This is a genomic window from Levilactobacillus sp. LN180102 (genome assembly GCF_050106635.1).
GTDB classification, from domain to species: domain Bacteria; phylum Bacillota; class Bacilli; order Lactobacillales; family Lactobacillaceae; genus Levilactobacillus; species Levilactobacillus brevis.
Map to the genome: position 1 here is coordinate 1 of NZ_JBNIIX010000023.1, position 24,034 is coordinate 24,034.

A 24,034-nucleotide genomic window follows, 5' to 3' on the forward strand; every position below is an offset into this window, starting at 1 on the left:
AATGATAAAATAGTGGTGCTCATCAAGGTCCTTCTTTCTAATGGATTGTGTGGTAACACCATTAAAGACCTTGATGGGTTTTTCTGTCCACTTAAATGTTCAATTTAAATTTTACAATCTGCCGATTACTAAAACGGTATGGCTACCACATGGCTACTTTATGGACGAAACCAACGGGGATATTGATAACTTAATCAACTTTGTGGCGCCAGGCGAGTTAGTTTTGACGTGGACGGATGACAAACACGATCCGCAATATGAGATTAGTCGGCAAGCCTATGAGTTATTACAACAGGCAACGGATGCGCAAGGGCGTCGGTTTAAAATTCATAAATTGCAAATTCCTCGTATTTTGACGCTTAGTGACGCCGAAGCACAGGGAGTTGATCCAATTAATGGCCGGTTACCGCGGGTGGCTGGCCAACGCTTGACGGCGAGTTATGTGAGTTATATTACGACGAACCGGGCTATTTTGATGCCAGTATTTGATGATCCGCAAGATGCCCTGGCGCATCGCCAATTAGCGGCGCTCTATCCCAATCGACAAGTCGTGGATGTTTCCGCCAATGAGATCCTAACGGGTGGCGGCAACATTCACACCATTGCGGCCGGAGTCCCAGGTCGTCACACGGGAGGACAGCAGGTATGAACTTCTTTGAAATCGCCAACGCACATCTAAGCGAGTTATCCCCCAATGAGCAGAAACTCTTTGATTATGTGGTGACCAATATGGGTCAGATCAAGAATCAGAGTATTCGTGAAGTGGCGTCCGCAACATTTGTATCGACTGCAACTTTTCTACGGTTTGTTAAGAAAATTGGATTTTCAGGGTTTAGCGAATTTACGACGGTGATTAAATTCACGCTAATTAACCGGCAAGAAGCAGAACGGACGACGCCATTTGTTGTGCAGCAAAAGGATTACCGCGAGGAATATTTAAAAAATATTGGTGAGTCAATCCGGGTGATTCAACCAGACCACTTGCGCCAAGTGGTTGACCGATTGGCGCAGCACCCGGATGTGTTTTTCTTTGCCAAGGGTGTGAGTAAGCATGCGGTTGCTTACATTGATTATCTGTATACGATGGCTGGGTTTAAGACACACTTTCCGCGAGATCATGATTATCGTAAACAAGCATTGACTCAAGTGGACAATGACGCGCTGGTCTTCATTTTGACTTATAAAGGCTCTGATGGAGAAATGTTAGATATGATGAGTCAATTGGTTGGGCGACCAGTACGACCGCTGTTGGTTTCGATAACGGAGCCGGATAATAATACGATTCAAAATCTCAGCGATATAAACTTTTACATTTTTACCGATGGGGTGACCGTCAACGGGACAGACATTAGCTCGCGAATTTCGACGATTTCAGTGATGGAACTGATTCTATATCAATATGTGGAGGACTATGGGGGTCGAGATTTCCATTTTCAACGTCAACTTGAGTCATAAGATGAAAAAATTGTTAAAGAGATTGAGATTAACCACCAAAATCTATATTACACAGACAAACGAGTGATAATGATAGACCGTTTCCTAATGGCCTGTTATTGTCACTCGTTTTAGTACGATGGGATTATCCTAGCCGCAAACTCTCTCGTAGAATCTGCAGTACGCGTTCTTGAACAGGCGTTAAGACGTGGGAGGTTCGATAGACAATACTAGAAATGAACTCGGGTTGCTCATCGTCTAGTAATTCCAAGCGAACGACATCGTTACGATGCTGATCGACGATATCCGTTAGAAATGTAATCCCCACGTTTTCGGCAACAAGATTCATAATAATGTGGGTATCATTCGCCCGGAAAACCACTTCTGGGCGAAAATGATTACGACGAGTTAACTTGTTAAACGCAGTGTTATGCACAAAACTATTAGTGAATAAAATAAATTTCTCGTGCCGCAGTTCGCTGAAGTAGATTTTTTGCCGATTGGCGAGTGGGTGACTCTTAGCAATGAAAATATTAAATGGTTTGCGATCAAATTCTTCAGCAATCAGATTTTGGTAGGCTAGTGGTTCAATCGATCCCAGCAGGCCGATATCGGCTTGTCCGTTGAGCAAGGCGTGGCGTAACCATACAGAGCCGCCCTCAACAGTTTGCAGTCCTTCCAGCAGATTCTCAGCCTGCAATCGTGCGGCAATTCGTGGAAAATAATAATTTTCGATAATTGGTGGCAACCCCAGCGTGGTTTGGCGAGCAGCTAAATGGGCTAGTTCTTGGTGGGCTAGCGTTAATTCACTGAGGACGACTTGGGCGTGAATGGCTAATTGCTCACCGCTCGGGGTAATTTGAATATCATTGTGTACCCGATCCCGGATGACTAATTTGGTTTCAAATTCGGTCTCTAATCGTTTGATAGACGTGGTGATCGTGGGCTGAGTCACACCGAAGAAGGCTGCTACCTTAGAAAAATTTTTTTGTAGAATAAGCTGCTGGAAATAATCCAAATCTTTTGTATTCATATTTTCTCCTGTCAAATCAAGGCTGATTACTACATTATAAAATAATTTTATAACAATCGCTACGTTTGACTATAAAATTTTCAGGGCGTTATAGTGCAATATGTAAATAAGAGCTATCCAAATTGGAGGAAAATCATGATGACGCAAACAGCAGATACGATTTTAAATAACCCCTTCTTAAATAAAGGAACCGCGTTCACACAAGCAGAACGGCGGGAACTTGGCTTGGTTGGGACATTGCCAGCCCAAGTTCAAACGATTGATGAACAAGCCACTCAGGCCTATGCCCAATACCAAAGCAAGCCAAGTGACCTGGAAAAGCGGATTTTCTTAATGAATCTCTTTAACGAAAACCGGACATTATTCTTCCATTTAATGGATGAACACGTGGTTGAATTTATGCCAATCGTTTATGATCCAACCGTGGCTGATTCCATTGAGCAATACAGTCATTTATTCACGGATCCGCAAAACGCAGCCTTTATTTCCGTTGATGCACCAGAAGATATCGAAGCAACACTGAAGAACGCTGCGGGTGATCGTGACATTCGGTTGGTTGTTGTGACTGATGCCGAAGGGATTTTGGGTATGGGCGATTGGGGTGTTAACGGGGTAGACATCGCCGTTGGTAAACTAATGGTCTACACGGCGGCGGCTGGAATTGATCCAGCACAAGTCTTGCCAGTTAGCATTGATGCCGGAACGAACAACCAGACGTTGCTGAACGATCCGCTATATTTAGGGAATCATCACGAACGGGTTTATGGTGATAAATACCATGCGGTTATCGATCAATTTGTAGCCGCAGAACAAAAACTCTTCCCAGAATCACTCCTTCACTGGGAAGACTTCGGCCGGTCCAATGCCCAAGTCATTTTGGACAAATATAAGGATAAGATTGCTACATTTAACGATGACATTCAAGGCACCGGGATGGTCGTTTTGGCCGGGATTTTAGGGGCCTTAAACATCTCTAAGGAAAATATCAAAGACCAAAAGTTCTTGATCTTTGGTGCCGGCACAGCGGGTATGGGAATTGCCAACCAAATCTTGGATGAATTAAAGCGCGCTGGCCTATCCGAAGAAGAAGCCCGTCAGCATTTCTATGCTGTTGATAAGCAAGGCTTATTGTTCAGCGATACGCCTGACTTAACGGCCGCTCAGAGTGAGTTTACCCGGGAACGTGCTGATTTCAGCAACGCGGCAGACCTGACTAATTTGGCCGCTGTTGTGAAGACGGTTCACCCAACAGTTATGATCGGGACATCGACGCAACCGGGAACCTTTACGGAAGCAATCGTTAAGGACATGGCTGCGCACACTGATCGGCCCATCATTTTCCCACTATCTAACCCAACGAAGTTAGCGGAAGCCAAGGCCGAAGATCTGATCAAATGGACTGATGGTCAAGCGCTGGTTGCGACTGGGATTCCCGCAGCTGACGTAGATTACAATGGCACGACTTACCACATTGGCCAGGGTAACAATGCGTTAATGTATCCTGGTTTAGGCTTTGGGCTGGTTGCTTCAACAGCTAAGGTCTTAAACGGGGAAACTTTATCGGCGGCTTGCCACGCTTTAGGTGGCATTGTGGATACGAGTGAAGCCGGTGCCGCTGTATTGCCACCCGTTTCTAAGCTGACAGAATTCTCTCAAAAGTTGGCTGAAGTTGTTGCACAGAGCGTTGTTGATCAGGGTCTAAACAAGGAACCAATCAGTGACGTTAAGCAAGCAGTTGCTGATATGAAATGGGTGCCAGAATACAAGTAAATGTGAATCGTTGAGAACGATTAAGAACCACGTGTTCGGCCCGATACGGCAGTTGGACCGGCATAAGAGAGAGTTAAATCATGAGAGAAATGGGGCCGAATAGCTCGTGGCTGTTTTGTGGAATTCGATTCAAAGTGTTTTAGTTGTTGTGTTAATCATGGTACTCGGCTTTATCCTGCGGCGACAAGGCTGGTTCGATGATAAGTTTGGTGGGACAATTTCAAAGTTTATTAAGAACATTGCGTTGCCTGCCTCAATTTTCGTTTCCGTGTTAAGTCGATTGACACGGGGGCAACTGGTTTCCTTTTCCGGTTACTTGGTATATGCCTTTCTGGCCGTCATCATTGGCTATCTCATTGCCTTTGCCTTGGTACGGATCATGCATGTTCGGCCGGGACGTAAGGGGATCTTTATTAACGCGGTCGTCAACGCCAACACGATTTTTATTGGGCTACCGTTAAACATTGCCTTGTTTGGCGATAACAGTATGACCTACTTCTTGGTCTACTATATTGTGAATACGGTGTCGACTTGGGCATTTGGGGTTTTCTTGATTTCTAACGATGATCCAACCAAGCCGAAGGAAAAGCAACATCATCAGATTAATTGGAAACAGGTTATTCCAATGCCATTAGTGGGTTTCCTGGTGGCACTAGTCTTCTTATTGCTGAATATTCCAATTCTGAAGATTAGCTTTGTGAACTCAACGTTGACGTATGTTGGTAATCTGGTAACACCGTTATCCTTGATTTATATTGGGATTGTTTTGGCGGACGCAGGACTCAAGAGTATTCACTTCGATCGTGATACGATTGTGGCGCTGCTAGGACGATTTGTCCTGTCACCGATTATCATGGTAGCGGTCTTGCTTGCCGCTGGGCATTTCGGTGCTAGCTTCCCAACGATGGCGTCTCAAACGTTGATTGTGCAATCAGCGACACCGATGCTGGCTGTTTTACCAATCTTGGCGAATGAAGCCCATGGTGACGTGGAATATGCAACTAACGTGGTGACAACCAGTACGGTACTGTTCATTATCGTGGTACCAATCCTGATGTCTTTAATTCAATTTATCTAGTTTTCAAACGCGTGATACGACTAATTTTAGTGGTATCACGTTTTTTTATGGTCGCAATTTGGGAAAAGATGATAATTAAGTGGCTTAGATGGTAGTGCCTTAAGCGGTACAGGTTATCATGAGTTGCGATTAGACCGGTTCCATCATATAGTAAATGAAAAAGCACCAATGAAGGGACCTTAACCGATGATGAAGCGAAGTTACCCCATGATACTGACAGCTGTACTCGTGGCATTAGGCACGATTGGCGGCAGTGTATTTTCTTTTAATCTAGGCGTAGCTAAAGTGGCGCCGATGCAACATTTATTGAATCTAGTGACCGGTGTCTTACTAGGGCCGTGGTGGGCATTAGCGCAAGCATTTTTGACGTCGGTTCTGCGGAATGTTTTAGGAACGGGGACGATCCTGGCTTTTCCGGGAAGCATGATTGGGGCCATGTTGAGTGGCTATCTGTTTCAAAAATCGGGCCATTTGTGGCTAGGAGCGGTTGGTGAACTACTGGGATCTGGTATTTTGGGCGCACTAGCAGCTTATCCGCTAGCGGCGTGGCTACTGGGAACCACTGGAGCTGTCTGGTTATTTCTCCCCAGTTTCTTTATGAGTGCGTTAGTGGGCGTCATTGTGGGATATGGGGTGCTGAGAGCCTTGTGGTCACGTATTATTGTGCCGCAGCAACGTAAATGAAAAAACGATAGCCATAATTTTAGGAAATCCCCATGTCTAACTATAATCGTCATTTTCATTTCCAGCTAAAAGCTTTAAACTTTAGCTAGGAGGTTTTTTCAGTGACAAGACAAGTAACGTTATCACGTAGAACGCTTTTATTGATGGCCACTGTAACTGGGGTCATTGTAGCGAATTTGAATTTTATTCAACCAATTGAGAACCTAGTTGCCACAGACTTTAGAGTATCTAAGGCAATCGTTGGTTTGTTGGCGATGTTGACCCAGCTGGGCTATGCCTTTGGCCTCTTATTGATTGTTCCTTTGGGCGATATCTTTGATCGATATCACCTCATTCAATTTATGATGGGGCTTTCTATCTTGTCTCTACTATTGGCTTACTGGGCACCGACAGTCACGGTATTTGGTATTGCGACGACACTGGTTGGTGTTACGTCGGTGGCGCCACAGATCATTATTCCATACGCTGGTTATCTAGCACCGGCGCTCCAACGGGGGAAAGTATTGGGCGTGGTTCTCAGCGGGTTACTGACCGGTATTCTACTATCCCGTTCCTTCAGTGGTCTATTGGGAAGTTTAATTCCTTGGCAGAACATTTACCTCGTGGCCGCGGTAATCGACTTATTCTTCTTAGTCATCGTTCACTGGCGCCTTCCTCGTGATCAACGGGGACATCGGGCCCTCAACTATGGCGCCGTTATTCGAACCTTGCCCAAGTTGTTAGTGACGCAAAAGCCCTTGCAAGGAGCGGCACTTAATGGGTTTTGTCTTTTTGGCATATCAAATGTTCTTTGGTCGACATTGGCCTTTTACTTAGCTGCTCAGTATCATTTGGGTAGTAATGTTGCTGGATTACTAGGTTTATTGGGGATTGCTGGTGTTTTGGCTGCTCCGATGATTGGAACCCTAGTTGATCAGCGTTCCCCACGGTTGACAGTTGGGTTAGGCATGGTATTTTCCGGAATAGCCTTCGTGATTTTTTGGCTAGCTGGTCATTGGCTATTCGGTCTGATTGTTGGGATTATCCTGTTGGATTTAGGGACGCAGTTTAGCCAGGTATCGAATCAGGCCATTGTCCAATCGCTGAATCGGCAGCAAAGTAGCCGGAACAACTCTGTGTTTATGTTTAGTTACTTTCTAGGTGGGTCATTCGGCACCTTAGCAGCGACTTGGGCTTGGGGTCAGGCTGGTTGGACGGGTGTTTGTGGTGTTGCGCTGGTCTTCTTGGTACTGGCATTTATCGGACATTTACGCATCGGCGAGCCTGAAAAATTGACAGTTAATAACGGATAATGGCGTCGTTAAAGGTAGTTACCATCCAGGTAACTATTTTTTTGCCTTTAAGTTGACACGGTGTCACTCAAGATGCTATACTCATTTCAATCTTAAGTGACGCCGTGTCACTTAAGGCTGAGGGAAGGAATGATTAAACGTGCCAACGACGACATTTACCAATTTACCAGCCGCGAAACGCTCACGGGTGACGGCGGCGTTACTCACGGAGTTTTCAGCGCACAGTCTAGCGGATGCTCAAGTGGCTAGAATTGTTAAGACGGCAGGAATTGCCCGTGGTGCTTTTTATAAATACTTTGCGGATTTAACGGATGCTTACCAATTTTTGTTTCATACGGCCTTAGCCGATATTCACGCGGGCTTTGGTCCCGTCAACGCGGGTCAATTCCAAGCGCAACGTTATTATGATGCTGTGGCTGCATTTGTGGAGCACGTCACGAATAGCCAACAATACTACCAATTAATTCAACGGCACTATGCTGAAAATGAAAGCCTGGTACCGCCATTGCCAGTATCGGTGGATTTATCAGCAGTGGATTGGGCAGCAATGACATTGAGTCATGCTGCCATTAAAGAAGTGATGCAGCAGCCAACTGCCCAAGCAGTTATCTTGCAACGCCTCCAGCAGGCGTTAAACTTATTAGCAAGTCAGGAGGAATGACCAATGTTTTTAGCACTTAGAGAAATCCGCCATGAAAAATTGCGTTATGGGCTAATTGTGGCGATGGTGGTACTCGTGAGTTATCTGGTCTTTGTGTTGAGTGGTTTGGCATACGGACTAGCGCAACAAAACACGCAGGCCATTTCGACGTGGAACGCTGAAAAGATTGCTTTGAATAGCGATGCCAATGAGAGTCTGGCGCAATCGTTGATTAGCAAGAAAACGGCTAATAAACTTAAATTAACTAGCCATGAAGCTTATATTGGCCAAGCTGGTGTGGTAGCCAAAGCTAAGGGTCAAGCAAAGATTTCGTCGCAATTTGTTGGTATTAACCGTGATGAATTCATTTATAAGCAACTCAAGGCCAGTTCTGGTCACAAGCCAACGCGCGCAAACCAGATTATGGTCGATAGTAGTTTTAAGGATAAAGGGTATCGGCTGGGTGACAAGGTTACCTTGAACACAGATGGTGGCAAGTATACAATTGTCGGCTTCACCAAGGATGCTAAGCTCAGCGTGGCGCCGGTCATCTATGGCACATTAGGGACATGGCGAACGTTGAGTAACCTAACGGATCGTTTTCAAGCTGGTGGTGTGGTGTCGAATCGAGCTAATTATCAAGCGAAGACTAGTGGTTTGAAGACCTTAAAAATGAGTCAATTTATCAATAAATTACCGGGATATTCAGCACAGACAACGACCTTTACCTTCATGATTGCCTTTCTATTAGTGATCTCAATGGTTGTTATTGCGGTCTTCTTATATATCTTGACCATGCAAAAGTTACCAAACTATGGGGTGCTCCGCGCACAAGGTATTCCGGCCCGGGTATTAGTGACGACAACGGTTAGTCAGGCGCTCGTGCTAGTGATTTCAGGCCTGCTCATTGGGGCCGCCTTAACCGCTGCGACGGTTGTCATTTTACCGTTTGGTGTTCCGTTAAGCTTTAACGTACCGCTACTCAGTGGCGTGACAGCCGGAATTATCCTGACGGGTGTCGTTGGTGCCTTGATTCCGGTCAGAGTGATTCTAAAAGTTGACCCCGTTCAGGTCATTGGATAGGAGGACTGAATATGCCAGCATTAACTTTAACGCATGTGACGAAAAAATTTGGTCACGATACGAGTGAAGTAACTGTTCTAAAAGATGTGAATTTTCAAACAATGGCCGGTGAGGTCAGCCTAGTCATCGGACCGTCTGGGTCGGGTAAGAGTACCTTTCTAACGATTGCCGGAGGAATTCAGACGCCGACTACTGGGGATGTACTGGTTCAAGATCAGGCCATGAATCAGCTGTCACCGAAAAAGCGCGATGCTTTCCGTCTGAACAAAGTGGGCTTTATTCTACAAGCTTATAACCTGGTCCCTTACCTAACGGTTCAAGACCAATTTACGCTGGTCGATCGCGTGAAGGCACAAGGTAATTTAAAGCACGATCAACTGACAGATCTACTTGACCAACTGGGGATTTCTAAGCTAGTCAACCGGTACCCCAACGAACTCTCCGGAGGCCAAACGCAGCGAGTGGCAATTGCTCGGGCACTATATCAAAATCCTGATATCATCTTGGCCGATGAACCGACCGCTGCTTTGGATAGTGATCGAGTCAAAGTGGTCGGTCAACTCTTTCGGAATCTAGCCAAGCAGCACCACAAGGCAGTCGTGATTGTGACCCATGATATTCGTCTACGCGACTTCGCTGACAAAACGTATCAATTAATGGATGGAAAGTTGGCTTTGGATCAAGCAGAGGATTAGATGGCGCATCACAAAAAAATTTATAAAATTTGAGATAGTAGTTTGTCGAGAGTTTCACGAAATTGGTTTTTAATCTAGTAATTGGCCGCTTTAGTAGGCGGCCTTTTTGTGTTAGTTCGGACTATAATTGGTATAGACTAATTTGCGAGCATATTGCTTGGCAAACCGGGTGCGACCGCTTATAGTAAGCGTTTACAAGGATTTGGATTAGTGCTATCTTTTATTTGCTGATTATTTATGAAGGGTGAGGACCGGTAAGATGAATAGACATTTAAGTACATTCTTTATTTTTACATTCGGGGCACTCGGAGGACTACTCTTTGGGTTTGATACAGGGATTATCTCTGGAGCGTCGCCTTTGATTGAAAGCAATTTTAATTTAGGTATTGGTCAAACGGGATTTATTACCTCTTCCGTGTTGATTGGGTCATCGGTAGGGGCCTTAGGTGTCGGACCATTGGCAGACCGTTATGGTCGTAAACGCCTATTAATCTTGGCTGCCATCTTATTCTTATTGGGATCAACGTTGTCTATGATTGCGATTGGTTTCTGGTCGATGGTCGTTGCCCGAATTATTTTGGGCCTGGCCGTGGGTTCAGCTTCAGCACTGACACCAGCTTACCTTGCTGAACTGGCACCTGCTGAACGTCGGGGTTCGTTGGGAACATTATTCCAGTTGATGATTACTTTGGGAATCTTGTTGGCATACGTTTCTAACCTTGGTTTCTTAAATCATAACCTCTTGGGCATCCGTGATTGGCGGTGGATGTTGGGGTCAGCCTTGATTCCAGCAGCTCTATTGCTCATTGGGGGACTCTTATTACCCGAATCACCACGGTTCTTAGCCGAAAAGGGTGATTCAACGCAAGCACTGAGTGTGTTAAAGATGTTGCGGAAGAATACAGCTGACGATCCAAAGCGAGAGTTGGCTGAGATTGAAGAAGTTGCTAAGCAGCCTAAGGGTGGTGTGAAGGAACTCTTCACGATTGCGCGACCAGCCGTGATTGTTGCGGTCGGAATCATGTTGCTACAGCAATTAGTTGGGATCAACTCTGTGATTTATTTCTTACCGCAAGTCTTCATTAAAGGTTTCGGGTTTGCGGAAGGTAGCGCCATTTGGATTTCTGTGGGTATTGGGATTGTGAACTTCGTTGTGACAATTCTGGCCACGTTTATTATGGATAAGTTTAACCGGAAAGCCTTCCTAATGTTTGGGTCAATCGTCATGGCCCTTTCCTTGGGCGTTCTGGCAGTGATGAACTTTACGATGGATATCCATTCAACGGCTGTGCCGACGATGATCCTGATTGGGGTTTATATCTTCGGCTTCGCTATTTCATGGGGACCAATTGCGTGGGTATTGATCGGTGAAATCTTCCCATTGAGTGTTCGGGGAATCGGATCATCGATTGGTTCAGCGGCCAACTGGATTGGGAACTTCTTGGTGTCACAATTCTTCTTGGTTATGTTGGCATATTTCCACAACAATGTTGGTGGTCCATTTGCCGTCTTTGCCGTCTTCGCGGTACTCTCCATGTTCTTCGTCCACTACTTGGTTCCCGAAACGCGGGGCAAGTCACTGGAAGAAATCGAAATGGATTTACGGCACCAAGCTAAATAAGTTAAAAAAACGTCTGGAATTTTTCCAGACGTTTTTATGTGCTTAAAAGTGGTAGAGTAAAGCGTACGGATTTTTATAGAAAGAGGCGATGACGTCATGCAAATTCAAGTCCCGTTTGCGCTACCTAATTTGCCAGATGAGTATGGTATCAATCAGCCCGCCGATGAGCTGATTGATGGAATTAATTTACGTTCGTTTCCGTTCACCGTAACGGATTTACCGAAAGCGGCTGTGACCGTAGCATTTAGCTTGATTGATCATGATACGATTCCGGTTGTAGGGTTCTCGTGGATTCATTGGTTAGGCGCTAATCTGCCGGTAACGGCCGGTCAAGTCGTGGTTCCGGATAATGCTAGCCAAACTGCTACCTTTACGCAAGGTACCAATACCCTACCGATGATTATTGATCAAATTCATCAGCCCACAGCTTTCAAACAGCGCGGCTATGACTTAACCAAGCACTACGCGGGACCTCGGCCGCGCGGTGGTGTTCATGCGTACCGGTTAACAGTAACGGCAGTTGACACGACGTTGCCCGTTACGTCAGGGTACTTATACAATGAATTTTTACGCATGGTTGAGGGACACGTGGTAGCACAAACACATGTGAACCTGTTGTACGCGAAAAAGTAAAAAGTTGCGGCCTATTTCAAGCCGCAACTTTTTGATTAGCCAAAATACTAGATGATTATCAGAGGCCAGGAATCGGTTCAGCCAGTAGTACGTGATGCTCATGGTCATAGTAACTGACAGTCTTACTCATAAGGTCACTGGTCCAAACGGGAACGCCAGCTTCACCAGCCAGTTGGCAGAAACGTGTAAAATCAAATTGACCAGCCTGAGCGGCGAGTACGGCCGCTTTGATTTTAGCGGCGTTACTAGTTGCTGCAACTGGTTGAGGTACCCCATTCATCTGTAAATCGATATGGCTGTCGGCATCGTAGTACCGGTAACGGCCATCCGCCACAAGATAATCGTAGCGTTGAACGCCTAATTCACGGAAAGTCCGCATGAGATCAGCGAACTCACCGGCATTGGTTTCAGATTTAACAGCCTGTTCAATTGCATGGTAGTCTAACGTCATTATTTGAACTCCTTTGCTGGAATAGGGCTAGCTTACCGAAATTTATAAATTAATACAAGGATTATTAGGCGCCTTGGTAGTTCTTGGTATAATAGAGAAGATGGAGGTGGCACGATGAAGCATGAATGGCGTAAAGCAGAAAAAGCGTGGTATTTGCCTAAAGAACCGACTATTTTGACCTTGCCACGGCTGAATTTTATCACCCTAGAAGGAACGGGTGACCCCAATGGGCCGTTATTTAGTGAACAGGTGGGGGTCTTGTATAGTGTGGCCTACGACCTGCGCATGGCGTTAAAACGTGGTGAATTGGGCGACCCCTATGAATACGTGGTGTATCCACTCGAAGGGGTCTGGACGACAAGTGATGGGTCGCGTGGCGCTACCTTGAATAAGGCGGCTCTACGGTACAAAATTATGTTGCGTCAGCCAGATCGCCTAACGGTCACTGACTTTCAAGCAAGTGTCACACGCGTGACCACTAAGAAGCCTAATCCATGGTTGGATCACTTGGCCTGGGAACCCTATGCGGAGGGGCAGGTGCTGCAAACTATTCATCAAGGCTCCTTTGACACAGAGCCCACAACCTTTGCCCAGCTCCAAACGGTATTGACCGATCAGCATTACCGAGTTGTGCCCACGATGGGCGACTACTGGCACCGTGAGATTTACTTAACTGATCCACGACGGACTGCACCGGAGAAGGCCAAGACGGGGTTGCGGTATAAGATTGAATCAACCAATGCTTAAAAAAGCTAGACAGTGTCCGTAGGGGACATTGCCTAGTTTTTTTAGCAGGTAGTGCTTGTTACAGCCATTGGAGTATCTCATCCAAGTTATGGACCTCATGTGTTGGTCGTGCAGTGGTTGTGGGAGTGGCGTGGTCACGGTTCACCCAAATTGACCGCCAGCCAAGCGCATCGGTTGTGACAATGTCGCTACCGTATCCTTGAGCAATGTGCCAATGGTTTGCTGGGGTCAAATCATAGTGTGCTGCCACTGTTTTGAAGAAAACCGGGTCAGGCTTATACGTGTGAACGTCCTCAGCAGTCCAAATATCAAAGGGAACTTCTAAAGCCGCAGCGTTGGCGGGAATAATATCCCATGATGAATTGGACATCATGATTAAGTGATAACCGCGTTGTTGCAGCGTCTTTAAGGTGCCGATGACCTCGGGAAAAGGCTTTAAGCTACGGTGAGCAATCAGAACATTTACGTAATAGCGTTCGAACTGATGGGTTAGACCAAATTGATAATCGAGATGAATCAAGTTATTACGCGTCAAAATGGCGTAATCGAGATAGGGATGCATGTTATCCCGACTATCTTGATAGGTGATAAAGCGTTGCCGGGCTAGTTGTGGGTCGACGCCGATTTTATCGGCAACTGTTTCAATGGCTGCGTAGGTTGCTTCTTCATTGAGTAGGGTACCGTAGCAGTCAAACGTTAAGTATTTTCCATGATGAGACTCCTCTCTGACTACCTTTAAGTATACGCACAAACACTAAAAAAGCCGTCGAAATTCGGCGGCTTTTCATCATATTACGTTAAATTATTCAGCGTCGTAGGCAGCTTGGAAAATCTTGATGATATCTTCCTTGGTCCCCTTACGAGGGTTAGAGAAAGCATTCCCATCTTTCAAGGCATTTTCAGCCATCAATTCAAAGTCTTCTGGCTTAGCACCAATTTCTTTGATTGAGTGAGGAATACCAACGTCTTCGGATAATTGCTTCATGGCCTTGATGGCTAATTCGGCAGCGTCCCGCGTTGATAGGCCTTCAGTGTTTTCACCCATGATTTCAGCCAATTGGGCGAAACGATCTGGGCAAGCAATGATGTTATATTCTTCAACGTAAGGTAGAAGTAAGGCACAGCAAACACCATGAGGTGCGTCGTATTGACCACCGAGTTGGTGAGCCATGGCGTGAACGTAACCCAAGTTGGCGTTGTTGAAGGCCATCCCGGCTAACATTTCAGCTTCGACCATCTTAGTCCGAGCGTCCAAGTTGTGGCCGTTAGCCACGGCTTCACGAAGGGAAGTTTCAATCAACTTGATCGCTTCCACACATTGTGAGTCGGTGATAGGGTTGTGGTCAACGGAAACGTAAGGTTCAACGGCTTGAACGAAGGCATCCATCCCAGTAGCTGCGGTTAAGCCCTTAGGCACATCGAGCATCAGAGTTGGGTCGTTGAATGAAACCAACGGAATGTTCCGCCATGAAACAACCACGAACTTCAAGTGGGTTTCTTCATTCGTGATAACCGCGTGACGGGTTAATTCAGAACCAGTACCGGCCGTCGTGTTAACGGCGATTAATGGTGGCAAAGCCTTGTCGAGTGTTTCAATCCCAGCCAACTTGGTAATGTCGTCGCCATTAGTCAAAATAATGCCGGCACCTTTACCAGTATCGTGAGCAGAACCCCCACCAACAGTGATGATGGAGTCCGCACCGGATTCTTCGTAAAGTTTCTTAACTTCTTTGATGTTACGAATCTTAGGGTTGGGTTCAACGTTGTTGTAAACAACGTAGTCCACACCAGCAGCCTTTAAAGAATCCAAAGTCTGTTCCACGGCGCCGTCCTTTAAACCTTCAAGGAACTTATCCGTGACGATAACGGGCTTTTTCATCCCTAACATCTTTGCTCGATCACCAATCTTACTAATGACACCAGGGCCAAAGAAATTGACGCTGGGCATCAGAAAGTCATAACTACGTTCAGCCATTATACAAATGCCTTCTTTCGGAAGTTTTGAAAACAATTAGTACCAATTTCACAAAGCAATTATAACTAATAAATTTACAGTTTGCAATCGTTTTTGGGTAAAAGTCCCTTAATTGTGCAATAAAGTGCTAATTTGTCGGCGGTTTAAACCGTAATGATTAATTTTACTGTCAGTATTTTTACCGCTTTCAACAGAAAGTGGCATTAATGAAAAAATATACAATAAGGCCGTTCACACGAACATTTTGCCTGCTTGACGATTGTGACGACGTTAACGGGTATAATAGAGATAATCAGAACATAAGAGGGCTTAGAGATGAAAGATTTAAATGAACATCGACAGCAGGAGCAAGCTACGTGGCACGCCCGCCAACAAGAAGAATTACAAAAACTCCGCGGCGCCCAACAACATTTATTGTTGAATGTCGGCGCTTATTTAGCCATTTCGGTGATTGAGTTTTATTTAGCCATTATTGGTCATTCGCAAACCTTGCGGGCGGATGCCTTTAACAATTTATCCGGGATTATCTCCTCCGTATTGTTATTCGTGGGCATCCATATTGCTCGTGATATTGATGACGATGACTTGATGGGTCAACCGCTACCAGAAGATTTAGAGCAGGATGGTCAGCGACTTCAATTGACGCGGTTTCACTACGAAACGGTCTTCACCATGATTACGGGGATTGTCATGATTGCGATCGCGGCAAGTGTTATCTATAGCGGAATCCGAAGCTTGATGCATCAGGCTAGTCAAGAAGTACCCCAACCCATTACACTATTGGGAGCTGGAATCGCCGCAGTCATCATGCTAGGCGTCTGGTGGCTTAATCGGCGGACCGGTCGTCGTTTAAAAAATGCGGCTTTAACAGCGGCGGCGCAAGATAGTTTGAGCGATGCGGTTACCAGTCTGGGAACGTTAGTTGCTATCGGTGGGGCGTTGATCTTCAAGCTCGATTGGTTGGATGGCGTTGCCAGTATTTTAGTGGGGATTTTTATCCTGACATCGGGCATTAAAATTTTCCGTGAGAGTAGTTTGAATTTGGCGGACTATTTTGACCCACAGGTGGAAGACCAATTTCGGCAAGCGGCGCTGGCGTTTCCGGCAGTCCAACAGGTGATGGAACTAAAGGCCCACTATAATGGGAATGTCGTCACACTGGATTTGGTAATCGCGGTGGATGCCCATATGGAAGTGCAGGACAGTTACCAGCTTGGCGAAGAGATTGAGGCCGCCATGCGTCAACAATTCGGGATTGTTGATACGGATGTGATGGTCGTACCGGCTAGCTAGTCGGGGCACATAAAAACTGCGAACGCGTTTGAGTTCGCAGTTTTTATGTTGATTGGCGGTGACTTATTAGTTAACGGTTGGAGTTAGTTACGTCACGGCTTAGTTCTTGTAAGGCTGTTCCATTGGTTACTAGATACCCAGGCTTATCTTTGACGAGGTAGCCGGCTTTAACAAACTGAGCTAAAACGTACAACAAATGGCGGTATGACACGCCTAAATAAGCGGCAACCTGAGTATGTTTTTCAGCATAATGATGATGATACGTGGTTAATAAGATAAATGCCGCTAGCCGTTCCGCCAAACTAAAGGATTGATTCTGAGAAGCCGTCTCGATATTACGGGTATTCTTTTGCGCTAAGTAAATACAAACGTGCTTTAAAAAGACAGGGTCATTGAGCAATTGTGATTGGTTGTCCCGAATGGATACGGCCAGACACCAGCAGTCTTCAATCGCTTGAACACTGTAAAGCGTGCTTGCTGGATTGATGAGTTCCATTTCACCAATAAAACAAGGCGGGGTAAAGAAATCGATGAGCGTCACTTTACCATTAGCCATAACATCATAAAGCTTAGCGCGCCCCTTCACGAGATAATAAATATATTCAGGCGTAGCCGATTCTTTGACAATAAATGACTGGGCTGGAAATTTAATCAGTTGGGTTTGTGCGGTGATATCCGTTGAAAATTGGGCTAAGTAATGGCTATTAAGGATAAATTGTTTTACTAAATTGGCATCATTAATTTTGACCATGATTACTCCTAATATGAGATTTCTCATAGTTAGTCTAGCAAGATACTGGTTATAATTCAATCAGTAAGTAAGGGCTTACAAAGAATGGGAGGAAGCAATGATGGCAAAACGAAAGATTATTTTAGATTGTGATCCGGGACATGATGATGCGGTGGCGATGCTAATGGCATATGCCCACCCCAGTATTGATTTATTAGGGATTACGATTGTGGCGGGGAACCAAACCTTAGCAAAAACGGTCCGCAATGGTTTGAATGTCGCGCAATTATTAGAAATGAACGTTAAAATTTATCCGGGGATGCCACAGCCTTTAGTGCGAGACCAAGTAGTAGCCGGTAACGTTCACGGAACTACTGGGTTAGATGGTCCCGTCTTTGGCGAATTAAACCGGCAACCAGCAACTAAAAATGGAGTTCAATTCATTATCGATACGTTGTTAGCTAGTGATGGTGACATTACTTTGGTACCAACCGGACCAATGACTAATATTGCGAGTGCCATGCGTGCGGAGCCACTGATTATTCCTAAGATTAAAGAAATCGTGATGATGGGTGGGGCCTATGGAACCGGTAATTTTACGCCATCGGCTGAATTTAACATTTACGCTGACCCTGAGGCCGCCAACGTTGTCTTTAGATCAGGTGTGCCAATCGTCATGATGGGGCTTGATTTGACCAATCAAACCGTTTGTACGCCAGATATCATTGACCGCATGGAAGCGGTTGGTAATAAGGCGGGGAAACTCTTTGGTGATATGTTGCGGTTTACACTCAAAACGCAGTATGAAGAATTTGGATTGGAAGCCGGGCCAATTCACGATGCCACGACCATTGGGTATCTAATCGATCCCGATCTCTTTGAAACGCAGGATGAATTTGTGGTGGTCGATATTAACCGGGGGCCTTGTTATGGTCGAACGGTTTGCGATGAAAACAATGTTTTAAAGCAACAACCTAACGCCAAGGTCGGCCAAAAGATTAATCATGATGGCTTCTTTGACCTGGTTGAAGACTGTATCCGACTGTATTCATAAACAGTTAATCAGTGGTCCTAAAGTAAGGCTCGTCGATGGTTAGTGTCTGTGCGTCCAAATCCACCGTCGCCAATAGTTCGTAAGGTAGGGCGGTGCGGGGATAAGCGTGGCCAAAGTTTAGGTTGGTCATGATTGGCAAGTCAAGGTCCTGCGTAACCGTCAAAAGGGCGCGACAATAGTCGGTATAGTACCGTTCGTTTTGGGGCTTGCCCGTAATAATGGCCCGAACTTCACTTAGAATTCCGGCACATTTAAGATTTTGGAGCATCGTTTGGTAGGCTGCTGGTGTGGGGCATTCTTCACTGGTTTCCAAGAACAGAATTTTATCGCGCCATTCACTGAGACTTGGCATAATGTGATAGTTACGGTTGATGATGGGTTCCTCGGGGTAACGCGTATCGGTCAGCAGGCTATTAAGACTGTCGATACAGCCGCCCAGTAAGCGCCCCTGTACGTGTCCGGTCCCCCGCAGAACTTCGTACCCCCGGGTTTCGGGATGTTGAACTCGGGGAGTATCAAGTGCCACCACCGAAAAGTCGGTGCGTTCTTCATACCACACAGGGCTACTGGTAATCGCGGTGGTTTGGGGATTAGCTAGATAGTGGGCCCAGGTCTGACGGGTATAGGGTAATAAGTCGGGGCCTAACTCGGCTAAGTCATTAAGCAGATTAGGCCCATAATAGGTAACCAGTCCCAACCGGCGGAGCATCAAATGATCTACCGTCGTATCAGAGAACCCGGTAAACAACTTGGGATGCTGTTGGACGGCGGTGATGAAGTCGGGGTCATTGAATAGGTAAGGTGCTAGACGGAAGGTATCTTCGTCACCAATTGCACAGATAATACCATGAATATGCTCGTCAAGAAAGGCCTGCTTCAAGTCAGCGGCCCGTGCTTCGGAATGGGCGTTTAGATAAGCCACGCCCCGACAGGCATTGGGCATGATGATGGGAATCAAGCCTAATTCGCGGAGTCGTTGCTGGCCCCGGGTTAATTCATGGGCCGCGAAGTCTTCGCCAAGAACGCCACTGGACAGGCTGATGATCGCCACCGCATCGCCGGGATGTAATTGAGTTGGTTTTTGCATAACAGTCCCTCCAAACCATTAAATTGGTGTTAATTCTACACGTCTGCGGGGATTCTTCAATGGTTACTAAAAAGTGCCTACTCCCCAAAAGGTCTTTTAGTGGTTAAAATGGAAGAAAACGCTGGGAGGTTATTTTGTGAAGAAGTCATACAACAATGGTGTCGAGGCAACGCTCGGCGTGATTAGTGGTAAATGGAAACCCCAACTCTTATGCCACCTCGGTAAGCGGCCGCAACGGACGTGTGATTTGCGCCAGAAGCTTCCCGCTATTTCGCAAAAGGTCTTAACCCAGCAACTACGTGAGTTGGAAAGTGATGGTGTGATCGTCCGTCATATTTATGGGGATCGCGCGCCGTTCAAAGTGGTCTATGCATTGACAGACTTGGGCCGATCTTTAGGCCAAATCCTTGTGCAGATGTCGGTGTGGGGAGAACAACGAGCTAGTGAGGTGCCAGATATGGAAATTAGAAACGGGCACAGTGGATTCAATCAAATTTTAAACCAACCAACGGAGGCACTTTAAAGTGCCTTCTTTTTTTTGAGGTTATGGGCGGGTATGCTAGGTCTTGTTAAGGAGGTGGCCGATGGAACCAACAATCCATGGATTACAAGAGATTCAAGCGTTGATCAGTAGCCCGGTGCAGTGGCAGGTTTTACTACAGCTGAGCGAGCGTCCCGTGACAACGCGTGATTTACGACAACGCGTGACCAGTGGTTGTTTGCCATGGGCCTTACTCCGACTGTGGCAGCACCAACTCATTTGGCGGCGAGCCGATGAGCAGTGGGCATTGACGGCCACTGGGGCAACGTTACGACCAATTTTACAGGCCATTCAAACGTGTACAGACCAGAAAGGTGGAACTAACTCATGACGTACCAATTTATGCAACCTTATACTTTTAAGAACGGTGTGACCCTGAAGAACCGGATGGTGATGTCGCCAACGACCACCATGTCCAGCTTCTACGATGGGCATGTCACCAACGATGAGATTAAGTTTTATGATGTGCGGGCAGGTGGCCCTGGGATGATTATTGGTGAGGTTGCTAACGTTATCGCGAGTGGTAAGGGGTTCGAAGGCGAACTGTCGATTGCCGATGATGGGGATATTGACGGGCTCAGTCGGCTAGCTAATGCTATGAAGCGTGGCGGCACGAAGGCGATCCTGCAGATTTTCCATGCGGGTCGTAAGTCTAACGATAGTATCTTGCGGGGGGAACAGCCGGTTAGTGCCAGTGCAGTTAAGGCCGTCTTTCCACCCGATTCACAAACACCACGTGAGCTGACGGCTGCCGAAATTGATGAGATTATTGTGGCCTTTGGTGAAGCGACACGGCGAGCAATTGCCGCTGGATTTGATGGCGTTGAGCTGCATGGAGCCAATACCTATTTACTACAGCAGTTCTTCTCCCCTAATTCCAACCGCCGGACGGACAAATGGGGTGGCGACCGTGACGCACGAATGGGTTTTGCCAAGGCCGTCATTGCCAGTTCACAGCAGGCCATTGATACGTACGCTGATCGGCCGTTTCTACTAGGTTACCGAATTTCACCAGAAGAAATCGAAACACCGGGGATTCGTTTAGCTGATAGCTTAGCCTTTGTCGATATGTTGGGCGATTCCACAGTCGATTACGTGCATACCTCAATGGGCTCTGCACACCGGACGTCGCTAAATGATAAGACGGATCACGAACCAATTTTGAAGCAATTGGTCCAACAGTTAGCCGGTCGTAAGCCGCTGATTGGGGTGGGCTCGGTTGAAAAGCCTGCCGATGCGGAAGCGGTCTTGGAAATGGGTGCTGATTTAGTTGCCATGGGGCGTGAATTTATTCGGGAACCCCAGTGGGTTGAAAAGATTGTGGATGGTGATGAGGCCAGCATTCGCTACCAAATTTCACCGTCAGAACTTGATGAATTAGCCATTCCACGGGCCATGCAGGATTACTTGAAGGGGGCCTTCTATTCAGTGATGCACTTTACCACTGATCCGAGTGTCGCCGTTGATTATCAAAATGAAGCGGCGCCAATGGAGGGGTTTGAAAAGAAGATGTCGTAACAGCATTATCAGACACAACGGTTGGTAATACGTGGCCGACCAAAAATGAGCCGCCCTTCTGTGATTAGAGGGCGGCTCATTTTTGAGTGCGAGTTAAGATGCTAGGACAGGTCGCTTTCAGTTAGCTTCAAGTGAGCTTGTAACGGTTGGTCGTTAGGCATCAGCCACATCGCGGGACCACACAGCAGCGAGCCAACGCCACCGATGATGAATAATTTTGCTACGCCAATTGCATCAGCGAGCGGCCCAGCAAAGATAAGACCAGCGGGCCCCGCCAGACTAGCCAAGGAGTTTAACATACCTAGAACCTGTCCGAGCTGGTTGGCGGGGAAACTCTGCTGGATCATAGTCATCAAAAGGGTGCTGTAAAACGGCGTGACGATTCTGGCCAAGACGTTGAGACCAACAAACCACCATGCACACATTCCTAAACGCCAGTTGATTTTTTCAGTCAATTTGGTGATCTACGCTTTCGCTATCAGTTCTTTAATCAATTATGTGCAACGTCTAAATTACAAAGTTATTCTTTGTGCGTAAAGCCATTGCATGACTTAGAAGAATAGCGGCAATTAGCTATAACGGCCAGTGGGATACATGATAGAGATTCAAAAGTATTGAAATAAATATTAACAGTAATAATATCCATAGATACCTCGTAGAATAGTTTGAAATACCAATTGTAAATAGATAGATAATTAATGCGGCAGGAGTAAAGAAGTTACAGAGAAATAAAACCTTGATATGACGGATCAGCAGCGAAACGATTGAAGTAATTATTAGGACAATAAATAATGTTACCGTGCTGGCTTGCCAATGCAACTCTGCACCTATGCTGGTAGAAGATGTAAAGTGTAATGAAGCTTAAATCACAAACAAACATAGAGATACCACATTAGTAATCATAGAAAAGATGTAGTGTTTTGGCATTTTAGTAGATACCAACCTTCGTAGGCTTGTGTTCAGGGGCAATGATTGCGGCTGAACATGCTGGTTTAAGTAGCGGGGTGTCCACTGCCATAGTACATAGCCTGATATACTAATTTTGAGCAGTAGGCCCTACCAAAGTCGCCTTTGTTTGGAGTTATTAGACTATATTTCACATGTCGATTTTTTGAATAGGAATGATTAGAGTTCCAATATCTCCAATCGGCCCAGGTGTTGGCACCCCAGTGGCACCTGAAAAGCACGTTCTTCCAGATCATTTCGGGAGGAGCGTGTTTTTAGGTGTGAACTCAAGATTTAGGAGAGTAATCGTTAGACTAAGCCGTTTGGTCAGCCGAGTCTTCACGGAGATTCGAGGGGACAAAGCTATCGGGTTCATGACTCTCCATGATCTGAGCGTAATGATCGACCTTGAAGTTAATCGTCGACAAATGTTTCTGTAAATCCGAGATTTCGCTCAAAGTGCGCTCCTGTTGGGCCTTCATTATGTCGTAGCGTTCAGGAACGGTTGTTTCACCTTCCTGAACCAAATCTAAGTAGTGTTGAATGCGTTCAACCGGCATTCCAGTGGCTCGTAGGCAAACAATGATGTTCAACCATTCTAAGTCATCGTCACTAAAAACCCGATTATTATTCTCATCGCGTTGGACGAACGGCAACATACCGTGGTCGTGGTAGTAGCGAATACTATAGGTCGAAATGCCCATTTTTTGGGCAACTTCGTGAATCGTATAGGACATGGCGGGTCCTCCTTTAAATGAGTTAGCGTTCCACTAACTCGAAGGGTTAAGCTATATAGTACTCGGAATTTGCGGACGTCGCAAGAATTTGTCTCCGGTAATCAACAAATGAGTTGCCTTCAAGTTGGTCGAAGGGGGTACACTCAGCATAGGTTAAGGAGGTGACGGTGATGCGGCAATTTAATAGCCAACCAGCCGGGGCAAATTTTGTCCCGTTAGGCGAGTGGACCCCGCAACCGCAGACGTTGTTGCCGGCTTTTAGCTGGGAGGCCCGCGACCTCCTCGTAGTGGACGACGCGACCGACGAGATGCAAATCATCGCGCAGGCTGATCCAGCACAGTTACTTGATCGGCTGGGAGGCACCATTTATAGCCGATTGAATGACCAACTGACACGAGCCTTGGCGCCAAGGCCGTTACCGACAGCCCGATATCTCCTGTTAGATCTGGCGATGTTGAGTCACGCAACCCCACAAGCAACGGTGGCTGGCCTGATGGGGTTGGCGGTGGTCACGGCTAAGGGGCAAGCGTTCACCAGTACGCCTTGCCAGGAGTGGTGAGTCAGGCAGTCTGCTGGTTGCGAGAAACGGGCCTCACTGAACACCAGTTGTTCCAACCCATTGGCGAGGCCACTTTACGCCGCTTATACCAGCAATTGTTCCAACAGCCCGCAGCTTGCGATCAGCAACGACCGTGCCATACTCGTGCAGAGAAGCTAACGCATGATACGGTTGCCTTACTACAAGGGCAAATTCAAACGCTAAAGTTGCCAGTATCATGGCAGTTATTACGGGCGGCCTCATTGGAGCAAACAATCTAATAAATAACAGAAAAAAACAGCGAACCATACCATGGTTACCGCTGTTTTTGGGGCTCTATGATATTTGGTGTTGATGGATAAAATCCATCGACGCCTTTTTTGTAAAACAAACTAAAAAGGGCATACTGCCCTGTGCTACAATCAAGTCGACGAAAACCAATTGAAAGCGAGTG

The 24,034-nt window shown here is 46.3% G+C and carries 27 protein-coding genes; 19 read left to right on the top strand and 8 right to left on the bottom strand.

All coding sequences use genetic code 11. The features are described from left to right. The first annotated feature begins 73 nt into the window (after positions 1 to 73). Entirely contained in the window at positions 74 to 649 is a 576-nt protein-coding gene (locus ACP4IT_RS11385; protein WP_225439558.1) for an agmatine deiminase family protein, read from the top strand. Further along, on the top strand, positions 646 to 1,455 hold the full coding sequence (locus tag ACP4IT_RS11390; protein WP_086231745.1) for a MurR/RpiR family transcriptional regulator: 810 nt from the start codon (positions 646 to 648) through the stop codon (positions 1,453 to 1,455). The genes ACP4IT_RS11385 and ACP4IT_RS11390 overlap by 4 nt, the downstream gene beginning before the upstream one ends. A gap of 124 nt (positions 1,456 to 1,579) precedes the next feature. On the opposite strand, the gene ACP4IT_RS11395 is transcribed toward ACP4IT_RS11390, so the two are convergent. Next, a complete protein-coding gene (locus tag ACP4IT_RS11395; protein WP_426855752.1) occupies positions 1,580 to 2,467 on the bottom strand; it encodes a LysR family transcriptional regulator in 888 nt (295 codons plus the stop codon). A gap of 132 nt (positions 2,468 to 2,599) precedes the next feature. Between ACP4IT_RS11395 and ACP4IT_RS11400 the strand changes: the two genes are divergently transcribed. The 9 genes from ACP4IT_RS11400 to ACP4IT_RS11440 all read left to right on the top strand — a co-directional run bounded on the left by ACP4IT_RS11400 (position 2,600) and on the right by ACP4IT_RS11440 (position 11,963). Continuing rightward, positions 2,600 to 4,237: a malolactic enzyme gene (locus ACP4IT_RS11400; protein ID WP_255033596.1), complete on the top strand. Its 1,638-nt coding sequence runs from the start codon at positions 2,600 to 2,602 to the stop codon at positions 4,235 to 4,237. 106 nt (positions 4,238 to 4,343) lie between these two features. Beyond that, complete coding sequence (locus ACP4IT_RS11405) at positions 4,344 to 5,315, top strand: AEC family transporter (RefSeq protein ID WP_011668773.1); 972 nt, start codon at positions 4,344 to 4,346, stop codon at positions 5,313 to 5,315. 189 nt (positions 5,316 to 5,504) lie between these two features. After that, positions 5,505 to 5,999: an energy coupling factor transporter S component ThiW gene (thiW, locus tag ACP4IT_RS11410; RefSeq protein ID WP_024855326.1), complete on the top strand. Its 495-nt coding sequence runs from the start codon at positions 5,505 to 5,507 to the stop codon at positions 5,997 to 5,999. A gap of 101 nt (positions 6,000 to 6,100) precedes the next feature. Beyond that, positions 6,101 to 7,291, top strand: a complete 1,191-nt coding sequence (locus ACP4IT_RS11415) for an MFS transporter (protein WP_011668771.1) — start codon at positions 6,101 to 6,103, stop codon at positions 7,289 to 7,291. 139 nt (positions 7,292 to 7,430) lie between these two features. Continuing rightward, complete coding sequence (locus ACP4IT_RS11420; RefSeq protein WP_011668770.1) at positions 7,431 to 7,952, top strand: TetR/AcrR family transcriptional regulator; 522 nt, start codon at positions 7,431 to 7,433, stop codon at positions 7,950 to 7,952. Positions 7,953 to 7,955: 3 nt separating this feature from the next. Then, positions 7,956 to 9,014 (top strand): ABC transporter permease, encoded by a 1,059-nt coding sequence (locus ACP4IT_RS11425; RefSeq protein ID WP_011668769.1) that lies wholly within the window; start codon positions 7,956 to 7,958, stop codon positions 9,012 to 9,014. 11 nt (positions 9,015 to 9,025) lie between these two features. Further along, the gene (locus ACP4IT_RS11430; protein WP_011668768.1) at positions 9,026 to 9,709 is read left to right on the top strand and encodes an ABC transporter ATP-binding protein; all 684 of its coding nucleotides are present in this window, start codon (positions 9,026 to 9,028) and stop codon (positions 9,707 to 9,709) included. A gap of 259 nt (positions 9,710 to 9,968) precedes the next feature. Further along, a complete protein-coding gene (locus ACP4IT_RS11435) occupies positions 9,969 to 11,330 on the top strand; it encodes a sugar porter family MFS transporter (RefSeq protein WP_021742059.1) in 1,362 nt (453 codons plus the stop codon). Between the two features lie 96 nt (positions 11,331 to 11,426). Continuing rightward, on the top strand, positions 11,427 to 11,963 hold the full coding sequence (locus ACP4IT_RS11440) for a YbhB/YbcL family Raf kinase inhibitor-like protein (protein WP_011668766.1): 537 nt from the start codon (positions 11,427 to 11,429) through the stop codon (positions 11,961 to 11,963). 58 nt (positions 11,964 to 12,021) lie between these two features. On the opposite strand, the gene ACP4IT_RS11445 is transcribed toward ACP4IT_RS11440, so the two are convergent. Beyond that, the gene (locus ACP4IT_RS11445) at positions 12,022 to 12,414 is read right to left on the bottom strand and encodes a DUF1398 family protein (RefSeq protein ID WP_011668765.1); all 393 of its coding nucleotides are present in this window, start codon (positions 12,412 to 12,414) and stop codon (positions 12,022 to 12,024) included. Positions 12,415 to 12,528: 114 nt separating this feature from the next. On the opposite strand from ACP4IT_RS11445, the gene ACP4IT_RS11450 reads away from it, so the two are divergent. Then, positions 12,529 to 13,161 (top strand): GyrI-like domain-containing protein, encoded by a 633-nt coding sequence (locus ACP4IT_RS11450; protein WP_011668764.1) that lies wholly within the window; start codon positions 12,529 to 12,531, stop codon positions 13,159 to 13,161. A 58-nt stretch (positions 13,162 to 13,219) separates the two neighbouring features. Here ACP4IT_RS11450 and ACP4IT_RS11455 read toward each other — a convergent pair whose 3' ends face one another. Further along, positions 13,220 to 13,912 (bottom strand): HAD-IA family hydrolase, encoded by a 693-nt coding sequence (locus tag ACP4IT_RS11455; RefSeq protein WP_011668763.1) that lies wholly within the window; start codon positions 13,910 to 13,912, stop codon positions 13,220 to 13,222. Between the two features lie 51 nt (positions 13,913 to 13,963). Further along, positions 13,964 to 15,136 (bottom strand): iron-containing alcohol dehydrogenase, encoded by a 1,173-nt coding sequence (locus ACP4IT_RS11460; protein ID WP_003593433.1) that lies wholly within the window; start codon positions 15,134 to 15,136, stop codon positions 13,964 to 13,966. A 315-nt stretch (positions 15,137 to 15,451) separates the two neighbouring features. On the opposite strand from ACP4IT_RS11460, the gene ACP4IT_RS11465 reads away from it, so the two are divergent. Next, positions 15,452 to 16,429 carry a cation diffusion facilitator family transporter gene (locus ACP4IT_RS11465; RefSeq protein WP_011668762.1) on the top strand — a complete coding sequence of 326 codons (978 nt, stop codon included), beginning with the start codon at positions 15,452 to 15,454 and terminating at the stop codon, positions 16,427 to 16,429. 70 nt (positions 16,430 to 16,499) lie between these two features. On the opposite strand, the gene ACP4IT_RS11470 is transcribed toward ACP4IT_RS11465, so the two are convergent. After that, a complete protein-coding gene (locus ACP4IT_RS11470) occupies positions 16,500 to 17,180 on the bottom strand; it encodes a transcriptional regulator YeiL (RefSeq protein WP_011668761.1) in 681 nt (226 codons plus the stop codon). A gap of 100 nt (positions 17,181 to 17,280) precedes the next feature. On the opposite strand from ACP4IT_RS11470, the gene rihB reads away from it, so the two are divergent. After that, the gene (rihB, locus tag ACP4IT_RS11475) at positions 17,281 to 18,213 is read left to right on the top strand and encodes a ribosylpyrimidine nucleosidase (protein ID WP_011668760.1); all 933 of its coding nucleotides are present in this window, start codon (positions 17,281 to 17,283) and stop codon (positions 18,211 to 18,213) included. Positions 18,214 to 18,217: 4 nt separating this feature from the next. Here rihB and ACP4IT_RS11480 read toward each other — a convergent pair whose 3' ends face one another. Further along, positions 18,218 to 19,300: a S66 family peptidase gene (locus ACP4IT_RS11480; RefSeq protein WP_426855760.1), complete on the bottom strand. Its 1,083-nt coding sequence runs from the start codon at positions 19,298 to 19,300 to the stop codon at positions 18,218 to 18,220. 136 nt (positions 19,301 to 19,436) lie between these two features. On the opposite strand from ACP4IT_RS11480, the gene ACP4IT_RS11485 reads away from it, so the two are divergent. From ACP4IT_RS11485 to ACP4IT_RS11495, 3 genes are all read left to right on the top strand, one after another. Further along, the gene (locus ACP4IT_RS11485) at positions 19,437 to 19,823 is read left to right on the top strand and encodes a winged helix-turn-helix transcriptional regulator (RefSeq protein WP_011668758.1); all 387 of its coding nucleotides are present in this window, start codon (positions 19,437 to 19,439) and stop codon (positions 19,821 to 19,823) included. Positions 19,824 to 19,884: 61 nt separating this feature from the next. Next, positions 19,885 to 20,172: a hypothetical protein gene (locus ACP4IT_RS11490; protein ID WP_024855335.1), complete on the top strand. Its 288-nt coding sequence runs from the start codon at positions 19,885 to 19,887 to the stop codon at positions 20,170 to 20,172. Next, positions 20,169 to 21,359 carry an NADH-dependent flavin oxidoreductase gene (locus ACP4IT_RS11495; protein ID WP_011668756.1) on the top strand — a complete coding sequence of 397 codons (1,191 nt, stop codon included), beginning with the start codon at positions 20,169 to 20,171 and terminating at the stop codon, positions 21,357 to 21,359. The genes ACP4IT_RS11490 and ACP4IT_RS11495 overlap by 4 nt, the downstream gene beginning before the upstream one ends. Positions 21,360 to 21,460: 101 nt before the next feature. Here ACP4IT_RS11495 and ACP4IT_RS11500 read toward each other — a convergent pair whose 3' ends face one another. Both ACP4IT_RS11500 and ACP4IT_RS11505 read right to left on the bottom strand, forming a co-directional pair. Continuing rightward, a complete protein-coding gene (locus tag ACP4IT_RS11500) occupies positions 21,461 to 21,784 on the bottom strand; it encodes an MFS transporter (RefSeq protein WP_011668755.1) in 324 nt (107 codons plus the stop codon). Between the two features lie 834 nt (positions 21,785 to 22,618). Beyond that, positions 22,619 to 23,041 (bottom strand): MerR family transcriptional regulator, encoded by a 423-nt coding sequence (locus ACP4IT_RS11505; RefSeq protein ID WP_156646949.1) that lies wholly within the window; start codon positions 23,039 to 23,041, stop codon positions 22,619 to 22,621. Positions 23,042 to 23,211: 170 nt separating this feature from the next. Here ACP4IT_RS11505 and ACP4IT_RS11510 point away from each other — a divergent pair, with 170 nt between their 5' ends. Together ACP4IT_RS11510 and ACP4IT_RS11515 are read left to right on the top strand one after the other, a co-directional pair. Continuing rightward, positions 23,212 to 23,601 (top strand): hypothetical protein, encoded by a 390-nt coding sequence (locus ACP4IT_RS11510; protein ID WP_426855764.1) that lies wholly within the window; start codon positions 23,212 to 23,214, stop codon positions 23,599 to 23,601. Further along, entirely contained in the window at positions 23,598 to 23,861 is a 264-nt protein-coding gene (locus tag ACP4IT_RS11515) for a hypothetical protein (RefSeq protein WP_225435076.1), read from the top strand. The genes ACP4IT_RS11510 and ACP4IT_RS11515 overlap by 4 nt, the downstream gene beginning before the upstream one ends. Positions 23,862 to 24,034: the final 173 nt, after the last annotated feature.

What these genes read in the sequence shown, in the direction of transcription:
- ACP4IT_RS11385 (WP_225439558.1), top strand. Translation starts at nt 74, where the DNA reads ATGGGTTTTTCTGTCCACTTAAATGTTCAATTTAAATTTTACAATCTG.
- ACP4IT_RS11390 (WP_086231745.1), top strand. Translation starts at nt 646, where the DNA reads ATGAACTTCTTTGAAATCGCCAACGCACATCTAAGCGAGTTATCCCCC.
- ACP4IT_RS11395 (WP_426855752.1), bottom strand. Translation starts at nt 2,467, where the DNA reads ATGAATACAAAAGATTTGGATTATTTCCAGCAGCTTATTCTACAAAAA.
- thiW (WP_024855326.1), top strand. Translation starts at nt 5,505, where the DNA reads ATGAAGCGAAGTTACCCCATGATACTGACAGCTGTACTCGTGGCATTA.
- ACP4IT_RS11425 (WP_011668769.1), top strand. Translation starts at nt 7,956, where the DNA reads ATGTTTTTAGCACTTAGAGAAATCCGCCATGAAAAATTGCGTTATGGG.
- ACP4IT_RS11430 (WP_011668768.1), top strand. Translation starts at nt 9,026, where the DNA reads ATGCCAGCATTAACTTTAACGCATGTGACGAAAAAATTTGGTCACGAT.
- ACP4IT_RS11435 (WP_021742059.1), top strand. Translation starts at nt 9,969, where the DNA reads ATGAATAGACATTTAAGTACATTCTTTATTTTTACATTCGGGGCACTC.
- ACP4IT_RS11440 (WP_011668766.1), top strand. Translation starts at nt 11,427, where the DNA reads ATGCAAATTCAAGTCCCGTTTGCGCTACCTAATTTGCCAGATGAGTAT.
- ACP4IT_RS11445 (WP_011668765.1), bottom strand. Translation starts at nt 12,414, where the DNA reads ATGACGTTAGACTACCATGCAATTGAACAGGCTGTTAAATCTGAAACC.
- ACP4IT_RS11450 (WP_011668764.1), top strand. Translation starts at nt 12,529, where the DNA reads ATGAAGCATGAATGGCGTAAAGCAGAAAAAGCGTGGTATTTGCCTAAA.
- ACP4IT_RS11460 (WP_003593433.1), bottom strand. Translation starts at nt 15,136, where the DNA reads ATGGCTGAACGTAGTTATGACTTTCTGATGCCCAGCGTCAATTTCTTT.
- ACP4IT_RS11465 (WP_011668762.1), top strand. Translation starts at nt 15,452, where the DNA reads ATGAAAGATTTAAATGAACATCGACAGCAGGAGCAAGCTACGTGGCAC.
- ACP4IT_RS11470 (WP_011668761.1), bottom strand. Translation starts at nt 17,180, where the DNA reads ATGGTCAAAATTAATGATGCCAATTTAGTAAAACAATTTATCCTTAAT.
- rihB (WP_011668760.1), top strand. Translation starts at nt 17,281, where the DNA reads ATGGCAAAACGAAAGATTATTTTAGATTGTGATCCGGGACATGATGAT.
- ACP4IT_RS11480 (WP_426855760.1), bottom strand. Translation starts at nt 19,300, where the DNA reads ATGCAAAAACCAACTCAATTACATCCCGGCGATGCGGTGGCGATCATC.
- ACP4IT_RS11490 (WP_024855335.1), top strand. Translation starts at nt 19,885, where the DNA reads ATGGAACCAACAATCCATGGATTACAAGAGATTCAAGCGTTGATCAGT.
- ACP4IT_RS11495 (WP_011668756.1), top strand. Translation starts at nt 20,169, where the DNA reads ATGACGTACCAATTTATGCAACCTTATACTTTTAAGAACGGTGTGACC.
- ACP4IT_RS11500 (WP_011668755.1), bottom strand. Translation starts at nt 21,784, where the DNA reads ATGTGTGCATGGTGGTTTGTTGGTCTCAACGTCTTGGCCAGAATCGTC.
- ACP4IT_RS11505 (WP_156646949.1), bottom strand. Translation starts at nt 23,041, where the DNA reads ATGTCCTATACGATTCACGAAGTTGCCCAAAAAATGGGCATTTCGACC.
- ACP4IT_RS11510 (WP_426855764.1), top strand. Translation starts at nt 23,212, where the DNA reads ATGCGGCAATTTAATAGCCAACCAGCCGGGGCAAATTTTGTCCCGTTA.